The organism is Streptomyces sp. NPDC054866 (assembly GCF_053610745.1).
The window spans coordinates 1-21,615 of the sequence record NZ_JBSGZA010000004.1 but is presented as its reverse complement, the minus strand read 5'-3'; the positions used below and the strand labels follow the sequence as shown (position 1 = coordinate 21,615).

General features: G+C 68.8%; 19 protein-coding genes, 1 rRNA gene and 1 riboswitch. Of the genes, 5 read left to right on the top strand and 15 right to left on the bottom strand.

All coding sequences use genetic code 11. The features are described 5' to 3' along the window. Positions 1-28: 28 nt before the first annotated feature. Positions 29-394 carry a hypothetical protein gene (locus tag ACWGI2_RS20795; protein WP_453696807.1) on the bottom strand — a complete coding sequence of 122 codons (366 nt, stop codon included), beginning with the start codon at positions 392-394 and terminating at the stop codon, positions 29-31. Positions 395-596: 202 nt separating this feature from the next. Here ACWGI2_RS20795 and ACWGI2_RS20790 point away from each other — a divergent pair, with 202 nt between their 5' ends. Next, complete coding sequence (locus tag ACWGI2_RS20790; RefSeq protein WP_453696806.1) at positions 597-1,427, top strand: PhzF family phenazine biosynthesis protein; 831 nt, start codon at positions 597-599, stop codon at positions 1,425-1,427. Positions 1,428-1,508: 81 nt separating this feature from the next. Here ACWGI2_RS20790 and ACWGI2_RS20785 read toward each other — a convergent pair whose 3' ends face one another. Beyond that, the gene (locus ACWGI2_RS20785) at positions 1,509-2,309 is read right to left on the bottom strand and encodes a CPBP family glutamic-type intramembrane protease (protein WP_160503661.1); all 801 of its coding nucleotides are present in this window, start codon (positions 2,307-2,309) and stop codon (positions 1,509-1,511) included. 166 nt (positions 2,310-2,475) lie between these two features. Between ACWGI2_RS20785 and ACWGI2_RS20780 the strand changes: the two genes are divergently transcribed. Continuing rightward, the gene (locus ACWGI2_RS20780; RefSeq protein WP_453696805.1) at positions 2,476-4,248 is read left to right on the top strand and encodes a substrate-binding and VWA domain-containing protein; all 1,773 of its coding nucleotides are present in this window, start codon (positions 2,476-2,478) and stop codon (positions 4,246-4,248) included. Positions 4,249-4,269: 21 nt separating this feature from the next. Here ACWGI2_RS20780 and ACWGI2_RS20775 read toward each other — a convergent pair whose 3' ends face one another. Beyond that, positions 4,270-5,787, bottom strand: coding sequence for a glutamate--cysteine ligase (locus ACWGI2_RS20775; protein ID WP_453696803.1), 1,518 nt, complete (start codon positions 5,785-5,787; stop codon positions 4,270-4,272). A gap of 483 nt (positions 5,788-6,270) precedes the next feature. Between ACWGI2_RS20775 and ACWGI2_RS20770 the strand changes: the two genes are divergently transcribed. Then, the gene (locus ACWGI2_RS20770) at positions 6,271-6,855 is read left to right on the top strand and encodes a hypothetical protein (RefSeq protein WP_453400020.1); all 585 of its coding nucleotides are present in this window, start codon (positions 6,271-6,273) and stop codon (positions 6,853-6,855) included. 304 nt (positions 6,856-7,159) lie between these two features. Continuing rightward, the gene (locus ACWGI2_RS20765) at positions 7,160-7,366 is read left to right on the top strand and encodes a DUF5999 family protein (RefSeq protein ID WP_160510115.1); all 207 of its coding nucleotides are present in this window, start codon (positions 7,160-7,162) and stop codon (positions 7,364-7,366) included. Positions 7,367-7,474: 108 nt separating this feature from the next. Here ACWGI2_RS20765 and gcvP read toward each other — a convergent pair whose 3' ends face one another. Then, complete coding sequence (gcvP, locus tag ACWGI2_RS20760; RefSeq protein WP_453696801.1) at positions 7,475-10,360, bottom strand: aminomethyl-transferring glycine dehydrogenase; 2,886 nt, start codon at positions 10,358-10,360, stop codon at positions 7,475-7,477. Between the two features lie 197 nt (positions 10,361-10,557). Next, positions 10,558-10,655: riboswitch (glycine riboswitch) on the bottom strand. Between the two features lie 143 nt (positions 10,656-10,798). Between gcvP and ACWGI2_RS20755 the strand changes: the two genes are divergently transcribed. Then, entirely contained in the window at positions 10,799-11,176 is a 378-nt protein-coding gene (locus ACWGI2_RS20755) for a PRC-barrel domain-containing protein (protein WP_453400022.1), read from the top strand. A 120-nt stretch (positions 11,177-11,296) separates the two neighbouring features. Here the strand turns inward: ACWGI2_RS20755 and ACWGI2_RS20750 are convergent, their stop codons facing one another. The 11 genes from ACWGI2_RS20750 to rrf all read right to left on the bottom strand — a co-directional run. Further along, the gene (locus tag ACWGI2_RS20750; protein WP_453696800.1) at positions 11,297-12,715 is read right to left on the bottom strand and encodes a DNA polymerase IV; all 1,419 of its coding nucleotides are present in this window, start codon (positions 12,713-12,715) and stop codon (positions 11,297-11,299) included. Positions 12,716-12,798: 83 nt separating this feature from the next. After that, entirely contained in the window at positions 12,799-13,434 is a 636-nt protein-coding gene (locus ACWGI2_RS20745; protein ID WP_453696798.1) for a MerR family transcriptional regulator, read from the bottom strand. Positions 13,435-13,626: 192 nt separating this feature from the next. Beyond that, positions 13,627-14,100, bottom strand: coding sequence for a bifunctional nuclease family protein (locus tag ACWGI2_RS20740; RefSeq protein WP_006123076.1), 474 nt, complete (start codon positions 14,098-14,100; stop codon positions 13,627-13,629). Positions 14,101-14,153: 53 nt separating this feature from the next. Further along, positions 14,154-14,897, bottom strand: a complete 744-nt coding sequence (gene ftsR, locus ACWGI2_RS20735) for a transcriptional regulator FtsR (protein ID WP_453696797.1) — start codon at positions 14,895-14,897, stop codon at positions 14,154-14,156. A 16-nt stretch (positions 14,898-14,913) separates the two neighbouring features. Continuing rightward, positions 14,914-15,882 carry an FHA domain-containing protein gene (locus ACWGI2_RS20730; protein WP_453697681.1) on the bottom strand — a complete coding sequence of 323 codons (969 nt, stop codon included), beginning with the start codon at positions 15,880-15,882 and terminating at the stop codon, positions 14,914-14,916. Positions 15,883-15,964: 82 nt separating this feature from the next. Then, positions 15,965-16,819: a DUF881 domain-containing protein gene (locus tag ACWGI2_RS20725; protein ID WP_453697679.1), complete on the bottom strand. Its 855-nt coding sequence runs from the start codon at positions 16,817-16,819 to the stop codon at positions 15,965-15,967. Between the two features lie 5 nt (positions 16,820-16,824). Further along, a complete protein-coding gene (locus ACWGI2_RS20720) occupies positions 16,825-17,157 on the bottom strand; it encodes a small basic family protein (RefSeq protein WP_030794354.1) in 333 nt (110 codons plus the stop codon). Continuing rightward, complete coding sequence (locus tag ACWGI2_RS20715; RefSeq protein WP_453400026.1) at positions 17,154-18,053, bottom strand: DUF881 domain-containing protein; 900 nt, start codon at positions 18,051-18,053, stop codon at positions 17,154-17,156. The genes ACWGI2_RS20720 and ACWGI2_RS20715 overlap by 4 nt, the downstream gene beginning before the upstream one ends. An 89-nt stretch (positions 18,054-18,142) precedes the next feature. Beyond that, the gene (locus ACWGI2_RS20710; protein WP_453400027.1) at positions 18,143-20,638 is read right to left on the bottom strand and encodes a sugar phosphate nucleotidyltransferase; all 2,496 of its coding nucleotides are present in this window, start codon (positions 20,636-20,638) and stop codon (positions 18,143-18,145) included. A 113-nt stretch (positions 20,639-20,751) separates the two neighbouring features. After that, positions 20,752-21,360 (bottom strand): CDP-alcohol phosphatidyltransferase family protein, encoded by a 609-nt coding sequence (locus ACWGI2_RS20705; protein ID WP_453696796.1) that lies wholly within the window; start codon positions 21,358-21,360, stop codon positions 20,752-20,754. A gap of 161 nt (positions 21,361-21,521) precedes the next feature. Then, positions 21,522-21,615, bottom strand: a 5S ribosomal RNA gene (gene rrf / locus ACWGI2_RS20700); the annotation flags it as partial.

Below are 21,615 nucleotides of genomic sequence, written 5' to 3'. Positions count from 1 at the left end.
CGCCACCTCGCCAGGCCGTCCGGACCGCTCAGCCCATGTTGGCCTTGACGTGGTCGACCACTTCGCCCAGCTCCTTCGCGGGCGAGAAGTCGACGTACTCGCAGTCCTCGAGCGCCTCCGGCGCATGGCCCGGCGCCCAGTAGAAGGCCTCACCGGCCTCGTAGATCTCGGCGCCGGACGCTGTCCGCATCTTCAGCCGCCCCTTGAGCAGGTACCCCCAGTGCGGGCACTGGCACAACCCGCCCGGCATCCCCGTGAGGGCCGGTGCCATGTCCGCGCCCTCCGGAAGCTGTACGAACGCGACGGCCATGCCTCCCCCGACATCCCGCATGCGCAGCTCCACGCCGCCTCCTTCGATCGCCACAGGAGTGTCGTTCCGCGTCGTCGCCGTCATGGCTCCTCCTCATGGGGCTCGTCCGGCTCATCGAGCTCATCCGACTCATCGGTCCCGGTGTCGGGGCCCAGAAATCCCCTCCCTTCCAGCCTGTGCCCGCCCCCTGCGGGACGCGAGGCGAGATCGCCGAGCAGGCCAATCGGGCCACTCACCCGCAATTGGCCTTGTCCCAGCCCCGCATTGGCCCGCTAGCGTCGTCGACATGCCGACTTCTCCGACTCCCCACCGCATCCGCATCGTCGACGCCTTCACCGACCGCCCCTTCGCGGGCAACCCCGCCGGCGTCCTCCTCCTCGACGCCTTCCCCGAGGACGCCTGGCTCCAGAACGTGGCCGCGGAGGTCAACCACGCCGAGACCGCCTTCGCCCACCGCCTCCCCGCGGACTCCGAAGCCGACTGGGCGCTCCGGTGGTTCACGCCCGCCACCGAGGTGGACCTCTGCGGCCACGCCACGCTCGCCACCGCCCACGTCCTGAACGCCACCGGCTCAGCCGAAGGCCCCGTACGGTTCGCCACGCGCAGCGGCGTCCTGACCACGGTCGCGCACACCGACGGCACCATCACCATGGACTTCCCGACCGCCCCGCTCACCCCGGCCGAGGTCCCCGACGGCGCGGCCAAAGCCCTCGGCGCCGAACCGCTCGCCGCGTACGACACCGGGGTCCACCTCGGTGACCTGCTGGTCGAGCTCGCCGACGAGAAGACCGTGCGCGCCCTCACCCCGGACCACAAGGCCCTCGCCCAGCACTCCGAGCGCGGCATCATCGCCACCGCACGCGCCGAAGACCCCACCCACGGCTACGACTTCGTCTCCCGCGGCTTCTTCCCGCGCGTCGGCATCGACGAGGACCCGGTGACCGGCAGCGCCCACACGGCCCTTGCCCCCTTCTGGTCCCAGCGCCTGGGCCGCACGGAGCTCACCGGCCTGCAAGCGTCGGCCCGCAGCGGCCTGGTCCGCACGGAACTGCGCGGCGACCGCACCCTCCTGACGGGCCGCGCGGTCACCGTCATCGAGGGCGAGCTGTACGCCTGACACAGCTGTGGGGACGTACGCCCCAGTCGTACGTCCCCACAGAACTGCCCGCCGGACCTGCCCGCCGGAAGCGCCCGACCCCTAAGGCGTCGGCAGCCACCCCACCTTCCCCGCAAGCAGCGCGTACCCCACGAACGCGCCGATATCCAGCAGCGAATGGGCCACCACCAGCGGCCCGACCCGCCCCCACCGCCGGTACAGGAGCACGAAGACCACCCCCATCGCCATGTTCCCGATGAACCCGCCGATGCCCTGATAGAGGTGGTACGAGCCGCGCAGCACCGAGCTCCCGACCAGCGCGGCCATCGGCGTCCACCCCAACTGCCCGAACCTGCGCAGCAGATAGCCGACGACGATCACTTCCTCGAGCACCGCGTTCTGCACCGCGGCCAGCACGAGCACCGGGTACTTCCACCACACGTCGGGCAGATCCTCGGGCACCACCGTCAGGTTGAACCCGAGCCCCCGCGCCGCCAGATAGAACGCGATCCCGGTGCTGCCGATCACCGCGGCGATCGCCGCCCCGCGCCCCAGGTCCGGCCACGGCCTGCTCCGGTCGAAGCCGATCGAGCGCAGCCCCGCGCCCTCCCGGATCAGGAAGTGCGCGACCAGCGCCACCGGCACCAACGCGGTCGTGATTCCGAACAATTGCCACGCGAGATCAAGCCACGGCCGCCCCGGAGCGGCCGACGCGTTCATGGTCGCCGCCTGGTCCTTCAGACCGCCCGGTTTGGTCACCGATCCGACAAAGCTGATCAGCGCGGAGACACCGCTCGCGCCCAGTGAGAGCGCCAGGACGAGCAGCGTCTCGTCCCGGAAGATCCGTCGCGATGGCCCCTCGCCCCGAAAAGAACCGGCCAACGGCCCGGACTCCGCTTGCACTCCGCCTCCAGTTGAGTAATCCCGCCTCATCCCCACCCCCGCCCCGCTAGGGTCTCGAAAGAAGTTACGAAGACCGTGCGCGACAGGCCGAGGGGGACGGACGCCGATTGCGGTCATGCCGCCCCCTCTTTCGTTGCTTCATCGCTCAAGGAGGGGCACCACCGCCATGGGACGTCACAGCTTGCCCGATGAGTACGGGACGGACGCACCCGACCCTCGGCCGCGTACGCGCGGCCGCACCGTGGCCATCGCGACGGCACTCGTCCTGACGGTCGCGGCGGGCACGGCGGTCGCGGTCCGCAGCGACCTGCTGACCTTCGGCGGTTCGTGCCACGACGACACGGTGAAGCTGGACGTGGTCGCCGCCCCCGACATCGCTCCCGCCCTGCGCGCGGCAGCGGACGACGCGCGCGAGAACGACGTCACGTCCGACGGGGCGTGCATCGACGTACGGGTCTCGGCGCGTGATTCGTACAAGGTCGCCGACGAACTGCGCAGGGGCAAGGGCGATCCGGACTACGACGTGTGGGTGCCGGACTCCGAACTGTGGCTGCAGCGCGTGGGCCTGGGCGGCAGGCAGAACAAGGTGGCGCCCGCGGGGAACATAGCCTCGTCCCCGGTCGGCATGGCCATGGTCCCCTCCGCGTCCAAGACCCTGGGCTGGCCCAAGAAGACGTACAGCTGGCCGGAGTTGACCGGTGCGGCGATGAAGGGCGACAAGCTGCGGCTCGGCGCCGCCGATCCCGCGCGCAGCGCGACCGGCCTGCTCGCGCTGGCGCAGCTGAGCGCGTCGGCGAAGAAGTCGGGCGGCAAGGACGGCGACACCCAGGCCGCCGGGATGGCCAAGGCGCTGTCCGCACGCACGTCCGACAGCGACGGCCAGCTCCTTGACACCCTGGCCCGCGACTCCTCCGGGACCGAACAGGGCAACCCGCGGCGCAACCAGGCGCTGATCCTCTCCGAGCAGGCCGCGTTCGCGCACAACGCGTCGGCGGGCGAGGAGAACAGCCTGGACATGTTCTATCCGAAGGACGGCTCGCCGCGCCTCGACTACCCGTACACGCTGGTCCAGGAGGACGAGCTGTCCACGGACCAGAGCCGGGCCGCCCTGCGTTTCATGACCCTGTTCAGCGACGAGGAGGGCCGCGCGATCCTGGAGAAACACGGCTTCAGGACGGGCGCCGAGGACCCGTCGGAGAAGCTGATTACGGCGGCCGGCGGGCGCACGCCCCAGCCGTACGGTGACGACGCGAGCGAGCCGCCCTCCGAGAAGGAGCTCCAGGAGACGCTCGGCATGTGGACGATCACCGTCCAGAGTGCCCGGCTCAGCACGGTCGTCGACGTCTCGGACTCCATGGGCGAGTTCGTGCCGGGCCGCGAGCAGTCCCGGATGGAGGTCACCAAGTCCTCCCTCCTCCAAGCGCTCGCGGGGTTCACCGACGAGGACGAGATCGGCCTGTGGGAGTTCGCCACCCTCCTGGACGGCGAGCGCGACTACCGCAAGCTCGTGCCGACCGAGCGCCTCGGCGACCGCAAGGGCGGCGGCACCCAGCGGGACAGGATCGCGGAGGCCTTCAGCGACCTGACGCCCATCCCGGGCGGCGCGACCGGCCTGTACGACACCACGCTCGCGGCGTACAAGGAAGCCACGTCCACCTACGCGCGCGGCAAGTTCAACGCCCTCGTGGTGCTCACGGACGGCGCGAACCAGGACCCCGGCTCCCTCTCGCGCAGCAACCTCATCGCGCAGCTGGAGAACCTCTCCGACCCCAAGCGCCCGGTGCCGCTCATCGCCATCGCGGTCGGCCCGAACGCGGACAAGGAGGAGGTCGTGCAGATCGCGGAGGCGACCGGCGGATCGGGCCACCAGGTCGACGACCCGGCGCAGATCCACGCGGTCATCCTCAAGGCCATCATGGAGGCGGGCAGCCACGGCTGAGCCCGCCCGCCTCCCTGCCCCTCAGCTGAGGACGGCGGGTTCCGGCAGCCCCACCGGCCAGGTGTGCACCGGGTCCCCCGCGTGCATCAGCTCGGCGTAGCGCCGGGTGGTCGCCGCGAGCGCGGCCTCGCGATCGAGCCCGGTCTCCAGGGCGTGGTGGTACGTCGCCGCCTGCCAGGACGCCCCGTTCACCCGGCGCCTGCACCGCTCCTCGATGACGCCGAGGTAGAAGTCCCGGTCGGCCGGTTCGACCCCCCACGCGTCGAGCCCGGCCGCGGCCAGCGGCAACAGCTCGTCGCGTACGAGTGCGACCGCGGGCACCTCCACGATCCCGCCCGAGCGGCCGCGCCGCGGCCACCGCAGACGAGCCTCGATGCCATCACGGCACGCGGTGTCGAAGTTGCGGGCCGCGGCCTCGAAGGGCAGCCGCGTCCACACGGGCCTGGGCTCCTCGGCGAGGGCGCGTACGACGCCGTAGTAGAAGGCGGCGTTGGCGATGACGTCGGTGACGGTGGGGCCCGCGGGCAGGACGCGGTTCTCGACCCGCAGGTGGGGAACGCCGCCCGCGATGCCGTACACGGGGCGGTTCCAGCGGTACACGGTGCCGTTGTGCAGGACGAGTTCACCGAGCTGCGGCACACGGCCGTCGTCGAGCACCTCCAGCGGCTCCTCGTCGTCCATGAGGGGCAGCAGCGCGGGAAAGTAGCGCAGGTTCTCCTCGAAGAGCTCGTACGCGTCGCTGATCCAGCGCTCACCGAACCAGGTCCGCGGCCGCACGCCCTGGGCCTGGAGTTCGGGCGGGCGGGTGTCGGTGGACTGCAGGAACAGCGGCGGCCGCGACTCGCGCCACAGCTCACGCCCGAACAGGAACGGCGCGTTGGCGCCGACGGCGACCTGCGCGGCGGCGACGGCCTGGGCCGCGTTCCACACATCGGCGAACCTGCCCGGCGTGACCTGGAGGTGCAACTGCACGGATGTGCACGCCGCTTCGGGGGCGATCGACGCGGACGTGCAGGTGAGCCGCTCCACGCCCTGGATGTCCAGGACGAACTCCTCGCCGCGCGCGGCCACGATCTGGTCGTTGAGCAGCGCATAGCGGTCGACGTCGGAGAGGTTTCCCGAGACCAGGTCATGGTGCGCGAGTGTCGGCAGAATGCCGATCATCACGATGCCGGCGTTCACCTCGTTCGCTTTCCGGTGGGCATAGGCGAGGCCGGTGCGCAACTCCTCGGCGAGACGGTCGAGAACACGTCCGCCCAATCGGTGCGGTGCGATATTGACTTCAAGATTGAACATTCCGAGTTCCGTCTGGAAGTCCCGGCTCGCGATCCGTTCGAGAACTTCAGCATTCAGCATTCTCGGCATGCCGTCGGGCCCCGCGAGATTCAGCTCGATCTCCACGCCCATCAGGTTCTTGGGCCGGTCGAACCGCTCCTCGTCCAGCAGCCTCCGCAACCCCGCCAGACACTCCTTGAGTTTGGTCCGGTACCGGTTCCGTTCGGCCAGATCAAAACTTCCTGCTACGACCTTCTCCCCCATCGAAGCGTCCCCTCCTCGGATGGGCAGCCAATGATCCGGCCGCTGTGTCTCGGTGGATGATGCCCTGCAATGTGATCGATAACGCCCCGCACATGCCCCCGGCCCAGTACGCTCTACGCCAAGTACGAGCGGCACATTCGCCAGGCATGAGGTGTGCCGGGGAATCCTCGCACCGGCGCCTGGTGAAAAACACCGATGAGAATCGGCCGTCCGCTCCCGTGAAGGGGTCCGAGGTCAAAGGTCCGGGCTCTTCCAGAATCGGGTTAAAGACCACAAAATGGCGACCGAATTACGCCTTGCAGGCAATATCGGGTGCGGTTAGACGAAACACTGCCTGAACACGTGTCGTATAAACTCCGCGAACGAGGCAGAGAGTTGGCGCTCGCGGTCCCCAGCCCCCGCCCCTCTGACCCCGGAGCAGACAGCGACGTCCGCACCTGTCCTCGTTCCACCGTGCCTGTCGAATGAGAGAGGCGACCCATCATGCCGCTGCAAGTCCCCCCGGCTCCCGCGCCCGCCCTGCGCAGCGTCCTCGCGGCACTCGGTTCACCCACCGCCGTACGCGAAGCCCGCACCCCGTCCCTGCGCGCCGCGCAGGGACCCGCAAGCCCCGAACTCCCGTTGCCCGTCCACGTACTTGACCGGATCACCCCGTCGGACACGTCGCCCACCCGGCTCGCGGGGTGGCGCTTCCTGATCCGCTCCGGCGAGCGAGCCGTCGCCGCCGCGGACACGATGCTGACGCCTGACGGGTGGACCTTCTCGCACTTCTTCGAAGGTCCGTACATTGCCTCCACCGAGCGCGCCCTCCGTCAGGCCGAAGCGATGCCCATGCCGTACCAGCCACGACTGTTGTCCGTACCCGAGCTTTACATGCTCACACTCTGGCTGCACGGCGACTGCACCGCGGACGGCGCGAGCGGCCATCTCGCGCCCTCCGATGTCCTCGTACCCCTGGCGCCCGCACCCCCCGGCATCGCGGCGCACCGCCCACACCGCGCCGCGGAGCTCCTCAAGGTCCTCACGCACCGCATGACCCCGGCCCCGCTGCTCGGCTCACCCGCCTGACCTCGCCGTACGTCCCCGTGCCCCGCCGCCTTCCCGGCCGCGGGGCTCGGTGCGCCGTGTGCCCATACGGACTAGCCCGGTATGACCACCCCGAACCACCCGAAGAGACAGTGCAGTTGGGCTGAACCGTCCGGGCGGGTGATACGTCATTAAGCAGTAAGGAGCGCTGCCGCTAAATCCCTGCGGATTGACGCCCGTAGGGCAACACTGGGACCGACCGACTAAACGGGGGGCGGCCATGAACACCGCATCGAGCCGCAAGGCAGACGTCACAGCCATCACATCGCAGCGAAAGAACCCTTCCATGTGCCAGCACCAACCACCGTGCCCGACAGCCGACTCCGCCGACCGGGAAGCCGCGCTCCTCACGGCGAGCCACCCGGAGCAGGGCTGGAGCCTGCTGTGCAACGGCGTCCTCCTCTTCGAGGACACCGGTGAACTGCTGCCGGACGGTCAGATCATCGCCCCGCATCGACCGCTGGGCACGGACACGATCATGACCGCCGCCTGACGCGACGGCAGCACGGCACGGACAGCACGGACAAGCACGGACAACAAAGGGGCCGACCCGGAGAGACAAACCTCCGGACCGGCCCCCACGCATGTGCAGGCCCCGATATCAGTCCTCGTACGCATCCAGCGGCGGGCAGGAGCAGACCAGGTTCCGGTCGCCGTACGCCTGGTCGATACGGCGCACCGGCGGCCAGTACTTGTCGGCTGCCACCACACCGGCCGGGAAGACGGCCTCCTCGCGGCTGTACGCGTGCTCCCACTCACCACCGAGCGCGGCGGCGGTGTGCGGGGCGTTCCGCAGCGGGTTGTCCTCCGCGGTCCACTCGCCGCCGACCTTCTCGATCTCCGCGCGAATGCTGATCATCGCCTCGCAGAACCGGTCGATCTCGACCAGGTCCTCGCTCTCGGTCGGCTCGATCATGAGCGTCCCCGCGACCGGGAACGACATGGTCGGTGCGTGGAAGCCGTAGTCGATGAGCCGCTTGGCGATGTCGTCGACGCTGACACCGGTCGCCTTGCTGATCGGCCGCAGATCGATGATGCACTCGTGCGCGACGAGCCCGCCGGGACCGGTGTAGAGCACCGGGTAGTGCGGCTCCAGGCGCTTGGCGATGTAGTTCGCGGAGAGCACGGCGACCTGCGTGGCGCGCTTGAGGCCCTCGCCGCCCATGAGGCGTACGTACGCCCAGGAGATCGGCAGGATTCCGGCCGAGCCCCACGGCGCGGCGGAGATCGGACCGACGCCCGTATCGGGGCCCGCGGCGGGCTGCAGCGGGTGGTTGGGCAGGTACGGCGCGAGGTGCTCGCGCACACCGACCGGGCCGACGCCGGGGCCACCGCCGCCGTGCGGGATGCAGAACGTCTTGTGCAGGTTCAGGTGCGAGACGTCGCCGCCGAACTTGCCGGGCTGGGCGAGGCCCACCAGGGCGTTGAGGTTCGCCCCGTCGACGTAGACCTGGCCGCCCGCCTCGTGCACCTGGGCGCAGATGTCGGCGACGTGCTCCTCGAACACCCCGTGCGTGGACGGGTAGGTGATCATCAGCACGGACAGCTCGTCGCGGTGCTTCTCGATCTTGGCGCGCAGGTCCTCGATGTCGATCTCGCCGTCGTCGCTGGTCTTCACGACGACGACCTTCATGCCGGCCATCACGGCGCTCGCCGCGTTCGTGCCGTGCGCGGAGGACGGGATGAGGCAGACGGTGCGCTGCTCGTCGCCGTTGGCGCGGTGGTAGCCGCGCACGGCGAGCAGTCCGGCGAGCTCGCCCTGCGAACCGGCGTTGGGCTGCAGCGAGACCTTGTCGTACCCGGTGACCTCGGCGAGCCGCTCCTCCAGCTCACGGATGAGCGTCAGATAGCCCTGCGCCTGCTGGGCGGGGGCGAAGGGGTGCAGCTGCCCGAACTCGGGCCAGGTGACGGGCTCCATCTCCGTGGTCGCGTTGAGCTTCATGGTGCAGGAGCCCAGCGGGATCATGCCGCGGTCGAGCGCGTAGTCACGGTCGGCCAGCTTGCGCAGGTAGCGCAGCATCGCCGTCTCGGAGCGGTACTGGTGGAAGACGGGGTGCGTGAGGTACTCGTCGGAGCGCAGCAGGCCGCCGGGAAGCGAGTCCTCGGTCTCCGCGTCGAGCGCCTCAATGTCGGCCTCGACCCCGAACGCGGTCCAGATCGCGGTCAGTTGCTTGCGCGTGGTGGTCTCGTCGCAGGCCAGGGAGACGTGGTCGGCGTCGATCTGGTGGATGTTGACGCCACCCTCGCGGGCCGCGGCGACGAGCTGCTCGGCCTTGCCCTGCACCCGCACGGTGAGGGTGTCGAAGTACGCGCCGTGCACGACCTCGACCCCGCCGGCGGTGAGTCCCGCGGCCAGCACGGTCGCGTAGCGGTGAGTACGCCGCGCGATGGACTTGAGCCCCTCGGGCCCGTGGTAGACCGCGTACATTCCGGCCATCACGGCGAGCAGCACCTGAGCGGTACAGATGTTACTGGTGGCCTTCTCGCGGCGGATGTGCTGCTCACGGGTCTGCAGCGCGAGCCGGTAGGCCTTGTTGCCGTCCGCGTCCACGGAGACTCCGACGAGCCGGCCGGGCAGGCTGCGCGCGAACTTCTCGCGCACCGCCATGTAACCGGCGTGCGGGCCGCCGAAGCCCATCGGGACGCCGAAGCGCTGCGTGGTCCCGACGGCGATGTCGGCGCCGAGCTCACCGGGCGAGGTGAGCAGCGTGAGGGCCAGCAGGTCGGCGGCGACGGAGACTATCGCACCGAGCTCGTGCGCCTGCTCGATGAGGGGCTTGATGTCGCGTACGGCACCGGAGGCGCCGGGGTACTGGATCAGTACGCCGACGACACCGCGCTCGGCGACCTCGGCCGGGATGCCCTCGCTCAGATCGGCGACGACGACCTCGACACCGGTCGGCTCGGCGCGGGTCTGGATGACGGCGATGGTCTGCGGCAGCGCGTCGGCGTCGACGAGGAAGACACCGTCCTTGACCTTGCCCATGCGCCGCGAGAGCGCCATGGCCTCGGCGGCGGCGGTCCCCTCGTCAAGGAGCGAGGCACCGGATGTGGGCAGCCCCGTCAGCTCGGCGACGACGGTCTGGAAGTTGAGCAGCGCCTCGAGCCGTCCCTGGGAGATCTCGGGCTGGTACGGCGTGTAAGCGGTGTACCACGCGGGGTTCTCCATGACGTTCCGCAGAATCACGGGCGGAGTGAAGGTCCCGTAGTAACCGAGCCCGATCATGGAATCAAGAACCTGGTTACGGTCCGCGAGGGAGCGCAGTTCGGCCAGGACCTCGGCCTCGGTGCGCGCCCCGGGGAGGTTCAGCGCCTCGGCGTTCTTGATCACATCCGGCACGGCGGCGGCGGTCAGCTCGTCGAGCGAGCCGTATCCGACCTGCGCGAGCATCTTGGCCCGTGCTTCCACATCGGGACCGATGTGCCGCTGCTCGAAGGGGATGCCCTGTTCGAGCTGGGAGAGCGGGGTGCGAGGAGTGGCGGTCATTGCGGAGGCCTCCTGGTCTGACGCGACCTGCGAGGGGCACCACGGCACGGGTACCCGGACGGCCTCCCCCTCTGTCATCTCAACCTGAGAGCTTCACCGGCCCGTGCCCCGCGAGAGGCGCCGCACCGGCTTTCACCGTCGGTGAGGAAGGGTTCCGAACGTGCCCGCCCGACGCCCGCCCTACTTTCCAGAGTGACCTCGTCCGTGCGGTACAGGGGCCTGAGAGATTCCGGGGAGGAGTTGCTCCTTCGGCGCCTCCGGTGCCTTAACCGGAGAGCTCTCCCGCACGGGGTCAGCAGCCAATCGCCAGCCTACCAGCGAGGCGATGGAGGATCCCTCGAGTGGCCGCCTGCCCCGAAGTGCTCTTTCGTAGTGAATACGAATGAACAAGGATGAGTTACGCCCCACTTCGACACGTCTCGACCAGTTGGAGGGCCCGTGCAGACCGACATCGATCCGCGCAACCTGATCGGCCGGAAGGCGTTCGACCGGAACGGGGCCAAGATCGGCACGATCGACGAGGTCTATCTCGACGACGCTACCGGCGCCCCGGAGTGGGCGGCCATACGCACGGGCCTGTTCAGCCGGGACACGTTCGTGCCCCTGGAGCCCAGCGAGCTCAGGAGCGACGGCACCCTGCGCATCCCCTTCGAGCGCTCCCTGATCAAGGACGCCCCCGACTTCGGCGTCGGGCGCCACCTCTCCCCCGAACAGGAACTGCAGCTCTACCACCACTACGGCCTGGACATCACACCTCCCGAGTCACCTACGCCACCGGACAAGGACTTCGGCCGCATAGCGGGCGAGGAGCCCTGAGCCCGCAGACCGCAAGCCGACCACCCTCGTCCGCCCTCGTTGTGGGCAGGCGTTCCGCACCGTGGGCAGGCGTTCCGCACCGGCGGAACGGGTGGGCACAACGCCCATCGCCGGGCACCGCTAACCCAAGGGGCACTGCTCAGCTCCCACCTCCGGTGGTCCCACCAGCGGCAACGGCTCCGCGGGAACAAGCTCGGCATCGTCCACCCGGAAGGTCCGCACCCGCCCCGGCAGGGACCCCGGCGTCTCGAACCGCACCGTCACACGCCCGAGCCCGCTCCCCTGCACCCACCCGTGCCCGAACCGCGCGTGACGCACATCGTGCCCCGCGGCCCACCGCCGCTCGGCGAGCGGCACCTCCTCCACGGGCGGCCGCTCCTCCACGGCCGTTTCCTCCCCCACGGCAACCTCGCCCTCCCCGTGCTCAAGGCCCTCGGCCAGTGCCTGCGCCTGCGCCTGCGCCTGGGCCTGGGCCTGCGCGAAGAGGTCCTCCTGCGTGTAGTCGGCGAGTCCCGTGACCCCCACCCCGAGGAGCCGCACGCCTCCGGTGGTGTCCACGGCCTCGAGGAGCCGCGCCGCGGCCTCCCGCACCACCCCGGGGTCGTCCGTGGGCCCACGCAGCGTCTCCGAGCGCGTCAGCGTCGAGAAGTCGAACCGCCGCACCTTCAGGACGATGGTCCGCCCTGAGTGCCCCGCCGCCCGCAGCCGCTCCACACACCGGTCGGCGAGCCGCGCGACCTCGCCCCTGACCCTCACCCGGTCATGGATGTCCACGTCGTACGTGTCCTCGACGCTGACCGACTTGGATTCCCGCTCCGCCACCACGGGCCGCTCGTCCCGCGCGAGCGCCATCGCGTACAGCGCGCTGCCGTGCGACTTCCCGAGCAGCCGTACGAGCTCGTCCTCGCCCGCCTCCGCGATCTCCCCCACGGTCGTGATCCCGCCCCGCCGCAGATGGTCCCCGGTGGCAGGACCGACACCGGGCAGCGTCCGGACCGGCATCGGACCGAGCAGGTCCCGCTCGGTCCCCGGCACTATGAGCCGCAGGCCGTCCGGCTTGGCCTCCTCCGAGGCGATCTTCGCCAGCATCTTGGACGCGGCGAGCCCGACCGACCCCGCGAGCCCCGTCACCGCCTTGATGTCCGCACGCAACAGCTCGCCCACGGCAAGCGCCGACGTCTGGTCATCGGCAACGCCCCCCGCCTCCAGATCGACGAAGGCCTCATCCAGGCTGAGCGGCTCCACCAGCGGCGACAGCTCCCGCAGCAGCCCCATCACCTGCTCGCTGATCTCGCGGTAGAGCCCGAAGCGCGGCACCAGATAGGCGGCATTGGGCGCCAGGCGCCGCGCCTGCCCCATGGGCATCGCCGAGTGCACACCGAACTTCCGCGCCTCGTACGACGCCGTGGCCACCACACCCCGCGGCCCGAGCCCGCCCACGACCACGGCTTTCCCGCGCAGACTCGGCTTCGCGGCCTGCTCGGCAGACGCGTAGAAGGCATCCATGTCGAGATGCAGAATCGTGGGCGCGGTTCTCACACCTCTGATGCTGCCCTACGCCACTGACAACGCCCCGAGAACGCCACCGCGCGCCCGGGACACCGGGCGGCGGCCGCGACCGCTCACACGGCCCTGTTGCGCCGCCTCGCGAGCTCGTCGGCGGGGTTCTGCCGCACCAGCGTCTCCCCGGTGTCGATCCGCTCCCCGTGCAGCTGCGAAAGCGCCGCTTCCACATCCCGCCACACGACGCCCACGGCGATCCCGAAGACCCCTTGGCCGCCTTGGAGCAGGTCGTGGACCTCGTCGGGCGACGTGCACTCGTAGACCGTCGCGCCGTCGCTCATCAGCGTCATCCGCTCCAGGTCCCGGAAACCGCGGTCACGCAGGTGCTGGACCGTGGTCCGGATGTTCTGCAGGGACACACCGGTGTCGAGGAACCGCTTCACGATCTTGAGGACGACGACGTCCCGGAAGCTGTAGAGCCGCTGGGTCCCCGATCCCCCCGCGGAGCGCACACTGGGCTCGACGAGGCCCGTACGGGCCCAGTAGTCGAGCTGTCGATACGTGATGCCGGCGGCCGCGCACGCGGTCGGCCCCCGGTAACCGATCTGTTCCTGTTCGGACTGTCCGGACGTGGCGTCCCCGCTCCCCTGAACGCTCCCCTGAACCGCCATCGGCCTCTGCGGAGAGTGACCGGCCGCGCTGCCGTGAAGCGGATACGGACCGCCCATCGCCGTACCGTCGCCGCTGCTTCTCACGCCGACCTCCGTCCTTGACCTGCCTTCACGACGGTAGGCAGTCGCCCGGGGCTCGTCAACGATCGCCACACTCGGCACGCCGAGTGATAATCACCCTAAGAGTGGTTTGCTGTACCGCACCGCCGGGAAAGGCTAGCCGAATGGTCCGCCGGACCCTCAGGAAGCGACGGCCCACCGGCTGTTGGTGACGGCCTACTGGCTGTTGGTACCGAAGTCCTCGGGCGAGATCTGGTCGAGGAACTCGCGGAACTTCTCCACCTCGTCCTCCTGCTCGTCCGGAATGGCGATGCCCGCGTCGTCGAGAACACCGTCGCTGCCGTAGATCGGCGTTCCGGTGCGCAGCGCGAGCGCTATGGCGTCGGACGGCCGGGCGCTCACCTCGACTCCACTGGCGAAGACCAGTTCCGCGTAGAAGACCCCTTCTCGGAGGTCCGTGATGCGCACTTCGGTGAGCTCCTGACCCACCGCCTCCAGCACGTCCTTGAACAGGTCGTGGGTCAGCGGCCGTGCGGGCGCCATCCCCTGCTGTGCGAAGGCGATCGCGGTCGCCTCACCTGGTCCGATCCAGATGGGGAGGTAACGATCGCCTCCCACTTCACGCAGGAGCACGATCGGTTGGTTGGAGGGCATTTCCACCCGGACACCTACGACGTCGAGCTCGTTCACACAGCAACCCTAGGACGTGCCCGGCAGGTTTGGGTAGTCGGGCACCCCCCGAGTCAGGGCAACCGCACCCCGAGCGCGCTCTGCACCAGTGCAGAATGCAGCTTTCCGGTCAGCCCGGCGAGTTCCTTCGTACGGGCTTCCGCATGGGCTCTGGTCTGCGGATTGCGGTGCCGGCGCAGCGGCGCCACAACCTGGTCGACCAGGCCGGCCTCACGCTCGGCCGCCGACTTCATGGCGCGCAGATGCCTGGGTTCGATACCGAATCGCCCAAGTTCGACGACGAGCGCGGCGACCGTCACGGCCTCCGCGTCGTAACCACCGTCGGGCAACGGCACGACAAGCCCGTACGTCTCCCAGTCGGCGAGCTGCTCCGCGTCGATCTCGGCGGCGGCAAGCAGCTCCGCACGGCCCACACGGGCGGCAGTGGGCTCCACGGCGTCACTCACACCCCAGGCGTCACCGGGCTCGCGCGGCTGCCCCAGGGAGGGCGTGGAGACCCGCTCACCGCGCTCCAGGGCGTCCAGGTGCTCCCGGATGACCTTGAGCGGCAGATAGTGGTCCCGCTGCATCCTCAGGACGTGACCGAGCCGCTCCACGTCCTGAGGGCTGAACTTCCGGTAGCCCGACGGCGTGCGCTCCGGCTCGATGAGCCCTTCCGACTCCAGGAAACGGATCTTGGAGATCGTGACCTCGGGAAACTCGTCACGCAGCGCGTTCAGGACGGCGCCGATGCTCATCAGCCGACGGTCCTCGGCGGCGGTGCCGTTGCCGGCACCGCCCCTCGGTGTTTGAAGCATGGACCTTCCTGACAGATCAGATACCGATGCCCCGCTGGCTCGCGTAGAAGACCAGCCGGTACTTGCCGATCTGCACCTCGTCGCCGTTCGACACCGCGACCGAGTCGATGCGCTCCCGGTTGACGTACGTGCCGTTGAGGCTGCCCACGTCGGCGACGGTGAAGGAACCGTCCCCGAGGCGACGGAACTCCACGTGGCGGCGCGAGACGGTCACGTCGTCCAGGAAGATGTCGCTCTGCGGGTGACGCCCCGCCGTGGTCAGCTCGCCGTCCAGAAGGAAGCGGCTGCCCGAGTTCGGTCCGCGGCGCACCACGAGGAGCGCGGAACCGAGCGGCAGTGCGTCAACGGCGGCCTGGGCCTCCGGCGAGAGGGCGGGCGAGGCGGTCTGCCCCGTCACCTCCGCGTCGTAGGCCTCCAGGCCCGAGATGGAGATCGTCGAGGTCGTCTCGGACGGACGCTCCGGCGCGGCCCCGGCCCGCAGCGGCGCGCCGCAGTTGGAGCAGAACCGGCTCGCCTCGGCGTTGCGGTTCCCGCACCTCGTACACACCAGGGCCATGGACGGATCCTCCTGCCGCGGCTGCCCCGCGGGGGCATTCGATGCGTACGGATCGGGGGTAAACCCTCCACCCGTACTTGAGGTTGACGGTTCTCCGAAACCTATGCGGCCCGGACCGGCAGGGTCAACAGACGACGCGCCCTGCGCGCCCGAAATGTCACCGCCTGGCCCACCGACCTGGTCACGGAACATCGGGCGCTCGGCGCCCTGCTCCTCGGCATCTCCATGGCGTGGGGCACGGTGCCGGGCGGTGGCGGGATTGCCACTGTCCTCACGTGCGCTCTTGCCGAACAACTTCGCAAACAACTTCACGGGCGATTCCCCTTGACCGAAACAGACCCGCCCGTGGGGCAGGACGAACCCTGATTGCACACACCGGCGTACATCGGCAGCACAGACATCCTCACAACGTCCGTATCCGCCAAACAGTTTCCACCACGCACCACGCTTACGGTGCGCCGACCCCCCGCAACCTCATGCCCTCGACCGGCGGCCCCCATGCACCCCCGCCTCACTGGGACGACGACCGAGCGTAGTCAGGCCGCTTCGCCGCTCGCAAGGCGTCCACCACGATCTTCTCCGCTCGCGTCACGGTGACGGTGGCCTGCTCCTTCTCCAGAGTCTGCACCACTCCACCTGGGATGTTCAGCGCCGGCTCGAGGTCCTGCGGCTTGCCGATGACCTTGAACCGGTAGGGCTTGCCGACCTTGCGGCCGTCCACCCGGACACCACCACTGTCCGTATCCGACAGATAGGTGTTGGCCACTACGCGTACGTCATTGATCTGGATGGCCTCGGCCCCCGCGGCACGCAACTCCTGAATGGCGTCGAGCAGCATGTCCGCCTCGACCGACCCCTTCTTGTCATCGATGGTCAGCGTGATTCCAGGACCCTGCGCGGCCACGGTGCCCGCCAGAATGCCGAGTTGACGCTCCTTCTCGACAGTCTGCTTGCGAGCCTCCTCGGCCTGGTCCGAGCTGTTCTCAAGCCCGGTCCGCTGGTCCTCGAGACGCTGCTTCTCACCTTCCAGACGCTGTGTACGGTCATCCAGTTCATCGAGGATGCGTACGAGATCTTCCTGACGTGCGCCACGGAGCGCGCTGCTGTCGTTGTTGGAGCGCACCTGGATGGCAAGGCCGAGCCCCAGCACGAACAGCAGCAGGGCCACGATGAGTTGAGGGCGCGTGACGCGAGGCGGCCACAGCCCCTCCATCAGCCGCTGACGGCCGCTGAGCGACGCCTGCTCGTCCCGCTGCTCGGCCTGCTCGGGCGCCGCGCCCTCCCCGGGCTCCGCGGGCGCGCTCCGCACCTCTGCGGGCAGCTCCCTGCTCCGGTTCTCGCCCCCGGAGGTCTCCTCCGTAGCCATCCGCGTCACGCCCTGAAGATGTGTCGGCGGATGGCGGCGGCGTTGGAGAAGATCCGGATGCCGAGCACCACCACGACGCCGGTGGAGAGCTGAGCACCTACGCCCAACTTGTCGCCCAGGAACACGATAAGGGCGGCAACGACCACGTTCGAGAGGAATGACACCACGAAGACCTTGTCGTCGAAGATGCCGTCGAGCATCGCGCGCAGGCCTCCGAACACCGCGTCGAGTGCCGCCACCACGGCGATCGGAAGGTACGGCTCGACCACTGCCGGAACCTCGGGCCGGACCAACAATCCGGCCACGACTCCCACGACGAGGCCCAGTACGGCGATCACGATGTGCCCTTTCCTGCCTTCGGCTCTGCTGTACGTACGGTCACACTCGGTGCTGCCGGCAGTCGGACATCATCCTGGACGGAAATGCTGGTCCGGACGCCGAAGTTCTCCTGCAGAGCATGCAGATACTGACCGTCGCGACTGTTCTGGAATCTCGTGCTCAAGCGCTGTCCGTCGCCTACGGCAAGCACCGTATACGGCGGCACCAGCGGCTTGTTGTCGACCAGTATCGCGTCCCCCGCGGCCCTGATCGCCGACAGCGCCGTCAGCCGCTGGTCGTTGATGGTGATCGCCTCCGCGCCGGACTGCCACAGACCGTTGACGACCCGTTGCATGTCGCGGTCGCGCACCCGTCCGGTGTCGGAGAATCCCGCGCTCTCGCGCGGCCCGCCCCCGCCCTGGTCGGCTTCCTTGGCGTCGTCCACCACAAGCTTCACGCCGGGGCCCTGGACCTTTGTGGCGCCGGAGAGCAGGGACACCAACTCGCCCTGGCTGCCCCCGTGTTTCTTCAGTGCCTCGCGCTGCCGTTCGTCCACGTCGTCACGGAGCGTCTCGACGTCCTCTTCGAGCTCGTCGGCGTCGGAGGTCGCCGTCTCGATCCGGTCGATGAGCTCCGCGCGCTCCTTGGCGACGACCGGAGCGGCTATCCGTGCCTGCGCGGCACCCACCGTCACCACCAGGGCCGCGAGGACAAGGCCGAGGGCAAGACCGAGCTTCGCCCGCAGCGGACGCGGCACGCCACCTGCGCCCTTGGCCTTCTTGCGGGCCGCCGCCTCTGCGTAGCCCTCGTCCAGGCTGTGGTCCATGACCGTGTTCAGCAGCGACATGGAGGCGTCCGGGCGCCGGGGGCGCGAGGGGGTGCTCCGAACGGGGGGCTGCTGCGGCATGCCGCACATCGTCGCACGTCGCGGGCGTTACCTCCGAATGGCCCCACCGGCGTGCCGGACGGCACCTCTCAAGGGTGCCGTCCGGCCCGTGCCACCGGTCAGCGACCGGCGCTGTCCACCACGGCGGACCACTCGTCGAGCAACGCCTGAGCGGACGCGTCGTCGGGCCCCTCGGCCCACAGATGAGTGACGGCCTCCGCGGGGTCGGGCAGCACCAACACCCAGCGCCCGTCGGACTCCACGACCCGCACGCCATCGGTGGTATCCACCGAACGCTCCCCCGCCGCCTCCACCACGGTCCGCATCACGAGCCCCTTGACCGCCCAGGGCGTCGCAAGGTCACGGCGCAGCACATGGGCGCGCGGGATACGTGCGTCGATCTGGCTCAGCGTGAGCTGCGTCCGCGCCACGAGACCGATGAGCCGCACAAAGGCGGCCGTACCGTCGAAGACGCTGCTGAACTCGGGAATGATGAAACCGGCCCGGCCGTCTCCACCGAAGATGGTCGACTCGTCACGCCCCACGCGCGTCAGATCGTCGGGCGACGTGGTCGTCCAGTCCACCTGAGTCCCGTGGTACGCGGCCACCTGCTCGCCGATGCGCGTCGTCGTGACCGGCAGCGCGACCCGACCACTGCGGCGTTCCGCGGCGACCAGGTCGAGCATGACGAGAAGCGCCCGGTCGTCCTCGATGATCCGCCCCTTCTCGTCGACGAGCGAGAGCCGCTCACCCACCGGGTCGAACCGCACACCGAAGTCAGCACGTGACGACGCCACGATCTCGCCCAGCCGCACCAGGCCCGACCTGCGCGCTTCGTAGGTCTCGGTCGGACGCGACTCGTCGAGCCCCGGGTTGATGGTCAGCGCGTCGACGCCGAGCCGCCCGAGAAGGCTCGGCAGCACAAGGCCCGCGCTTCCGTTGGAGGCATCGACGACAACCTTCAGATCCGACTCGGCCACACCTGTGGTGTCGATATTGCGCAGCAACGAACCCGTGTACGAGTCGAAGACACTGGACGGGAAGTGCAGATCCCCGATCTCCCCGGGGAAGGCCCGCCGGTACTCCTGGCGCGCGTACACCCGGTCCAGCTTCCGCTGACTCCCCTGCGACAGGTCGGCCCCGCGCCCGTCGAAGAACATGATGTCGACGGAGTCCGGCACTCCTGGCGTCGTACGGATCATGATCCCGCCGGCACTGCCCCGAGCCGTCTGCTGCCGCGCCACGGGCAGCGGGACGTTCTCCAGGTCCCGTACGTCGATGGCGCTGGCCTGCAGAGCCGAGATCACCGCTCGCTTCAGCGCCCTCGCGCCTCGCGAGTGGTCACGGGCCGTGGTGACGGTCGAGCCCTTCTTGAGGGTCGTGGCGTACGCCCCCGCGAGCCGCACCGCGAGCTCCGGCGTGATCTCCACGTTCAGGATCCCGGAGACGCCACGCGCACCGAAGAGATGGGCCTGGCCCCGGGACTCCCAGATGACGGAGGTGTTGACGAATGCGCCGGCCTCGATCGTCTTGAACGGATAGACCCGGACGTTGCCCTGGATAATCGATTCCTCACCGACGAGGCACTCGTCGCCGATGACGGCACCGTCCTCGATGCGGGAGGCCCGCATGATGTCGGTGTTCCTCCCGATGACACAGCCACGCAGGTTGCTGTGCTGACCGATGTAGACGTTGTCGTGCACGACGGCCTTGTGCAGGAAGGCACCGGCCTTGACCACGACGTTCGATCCCAGGACCGTGTGCTCACGGATCTCGGCACCCGCCTCGACCTTGGCGTAGTCACCGATGTAAAGCGGCCCCCGCAGCGTGGCGTCGGGGTGCACCTCGGCGCCTTCGGCAACCCACACACCGGGCGAGATCTCGAACCCGTCGAGCTCGACGTCGACCTTGCGCTCCAGCACGTCGGCCTGAGCCTTGACGTAGCTCTCGTGGGTGCCGACATCTTCCCAGTAGCCCTCGGCGATGTAGCCGTAGATGGGCTTGCCTTCCTTCATGAGCTGGGGGAAGACGTCGCCGGACCAGTCCACCGACACATCGGCGTCGACGTAGTCGAAGACCTCGGGCTCCATGACGTAGATGCCCGTGTTCACCGTGTCGGAGAAGACTTGCCCCCAGGTCGGCTTCTCCAGGAAGCGTTCGACCTTTCCTTCTTCGTCCACGATGGTGATGCCGAATTCCAGCGGATTGGGCACGCGCGTCAGACAGACGGTGACGAGCGCGCCCTTCTCCTTATGGAAGTTGATCAGCTCGGTGAGATCGAAATCAGTCAGTGCATCACCGGAGATCACGAGGAACGCATCGTCCTTCAGTGCTTCCTCGGCGTTCTTCACGCTCCCGGCAGTGCCGAGTGGCTTCTCCTCATTGGCATAGGTGAGCTCCATCCCGAGCTCTTCACCATCGCCGAAGTAATTCTTGACCAGGGAGGCCAGGAACTGGACTGTCACTACGGTCTCGGTGAGCCCATGCCTCTTCAGCAGCCGCAGCACGTGCTCCATGATGGGCCTATTGGCCACAGGCAGGAGCGGCTTGGGCATGCTCGAGGTCATAGGGCGAAGGCGCGTGCCTTCGCCTCCGGCCATTACGACGGCCTTCATGTCGGAAGCGTCCTCCTCAATAGACGACGATCTAGCCGACTTAGCCCGCCAATATAGTCCCGCAAATGTCATTCACGGGACTGCAAGCCTCTACAGCTGCCAAATCGGCAAGCTCAATCGGCCGTGGTGTCCGCACGGACAAGTCGGCGGACCTGAACCACGTAGAGGATCCCTGCCCACCAGTACAGAGTTGTACCCCATCCAGCGAACGCCCATCCGAAAATAGCAGCGAGAGTGTTGATCCAGCCACTTCCGTCGCTGAGGAGCAGTAGTGGAAAGGCGTACATCAGGTTGAAGGTGGCTGCCTTGCCGAGGAAGTTCACCTGGGGCGGCGGATAGCCGTGACGCCTGAGGATCCCGACCATCACCAGCAGCATCATCTCGCGCAGCAGCAGCGCCGCGGTCAGCCAGAGCGGAAGAATCTCCCGCCACGTGAGCCCGACCAATGTCGACAAAATATAGAGCCGGTCAGCGGCCGGGTCGAGCAACCGCCCCAAGTTGCTGATCTGGTTCCAGCGACGGGCCAGCTTGCCGTCGAGGTAGTCACTGATCCCGCTCAGCATGAGCACCAGGAGCGCCCAGTGATCACTCTTGGGCCCGCCGAACTCGGGCCTGAGGATCAGCCACAGGAAGAGGGGTACGCCAACGAGGCGCGCCATGCTGAGGATGTTCGGGATGGTGAGGACTCGGTCCGTCTGGACGCGAGTCTCCTGGACCTCCACCCGGGGGCCTCCTGTGGGAAACGAGCCGATGATGCCCCCTGACCTTACCGTCAGTTGTCAGCCGGCGGTGCAGAGGGGTGGCCAAGGGCCAGAAAGGCCCCGGAAACACAAAAAGCCGTGGTCCCTGGACAATAAGTCCAGGGACCACGGCTATAAATTGAGTTCGGCGGCGTCCTACTCTCCCACAGGGTCCCCCCTGCAGTACCATCGGCGCTGTGAGGCTTAGCTTCCGGGTTCGGAATGTAACCGGGCGTT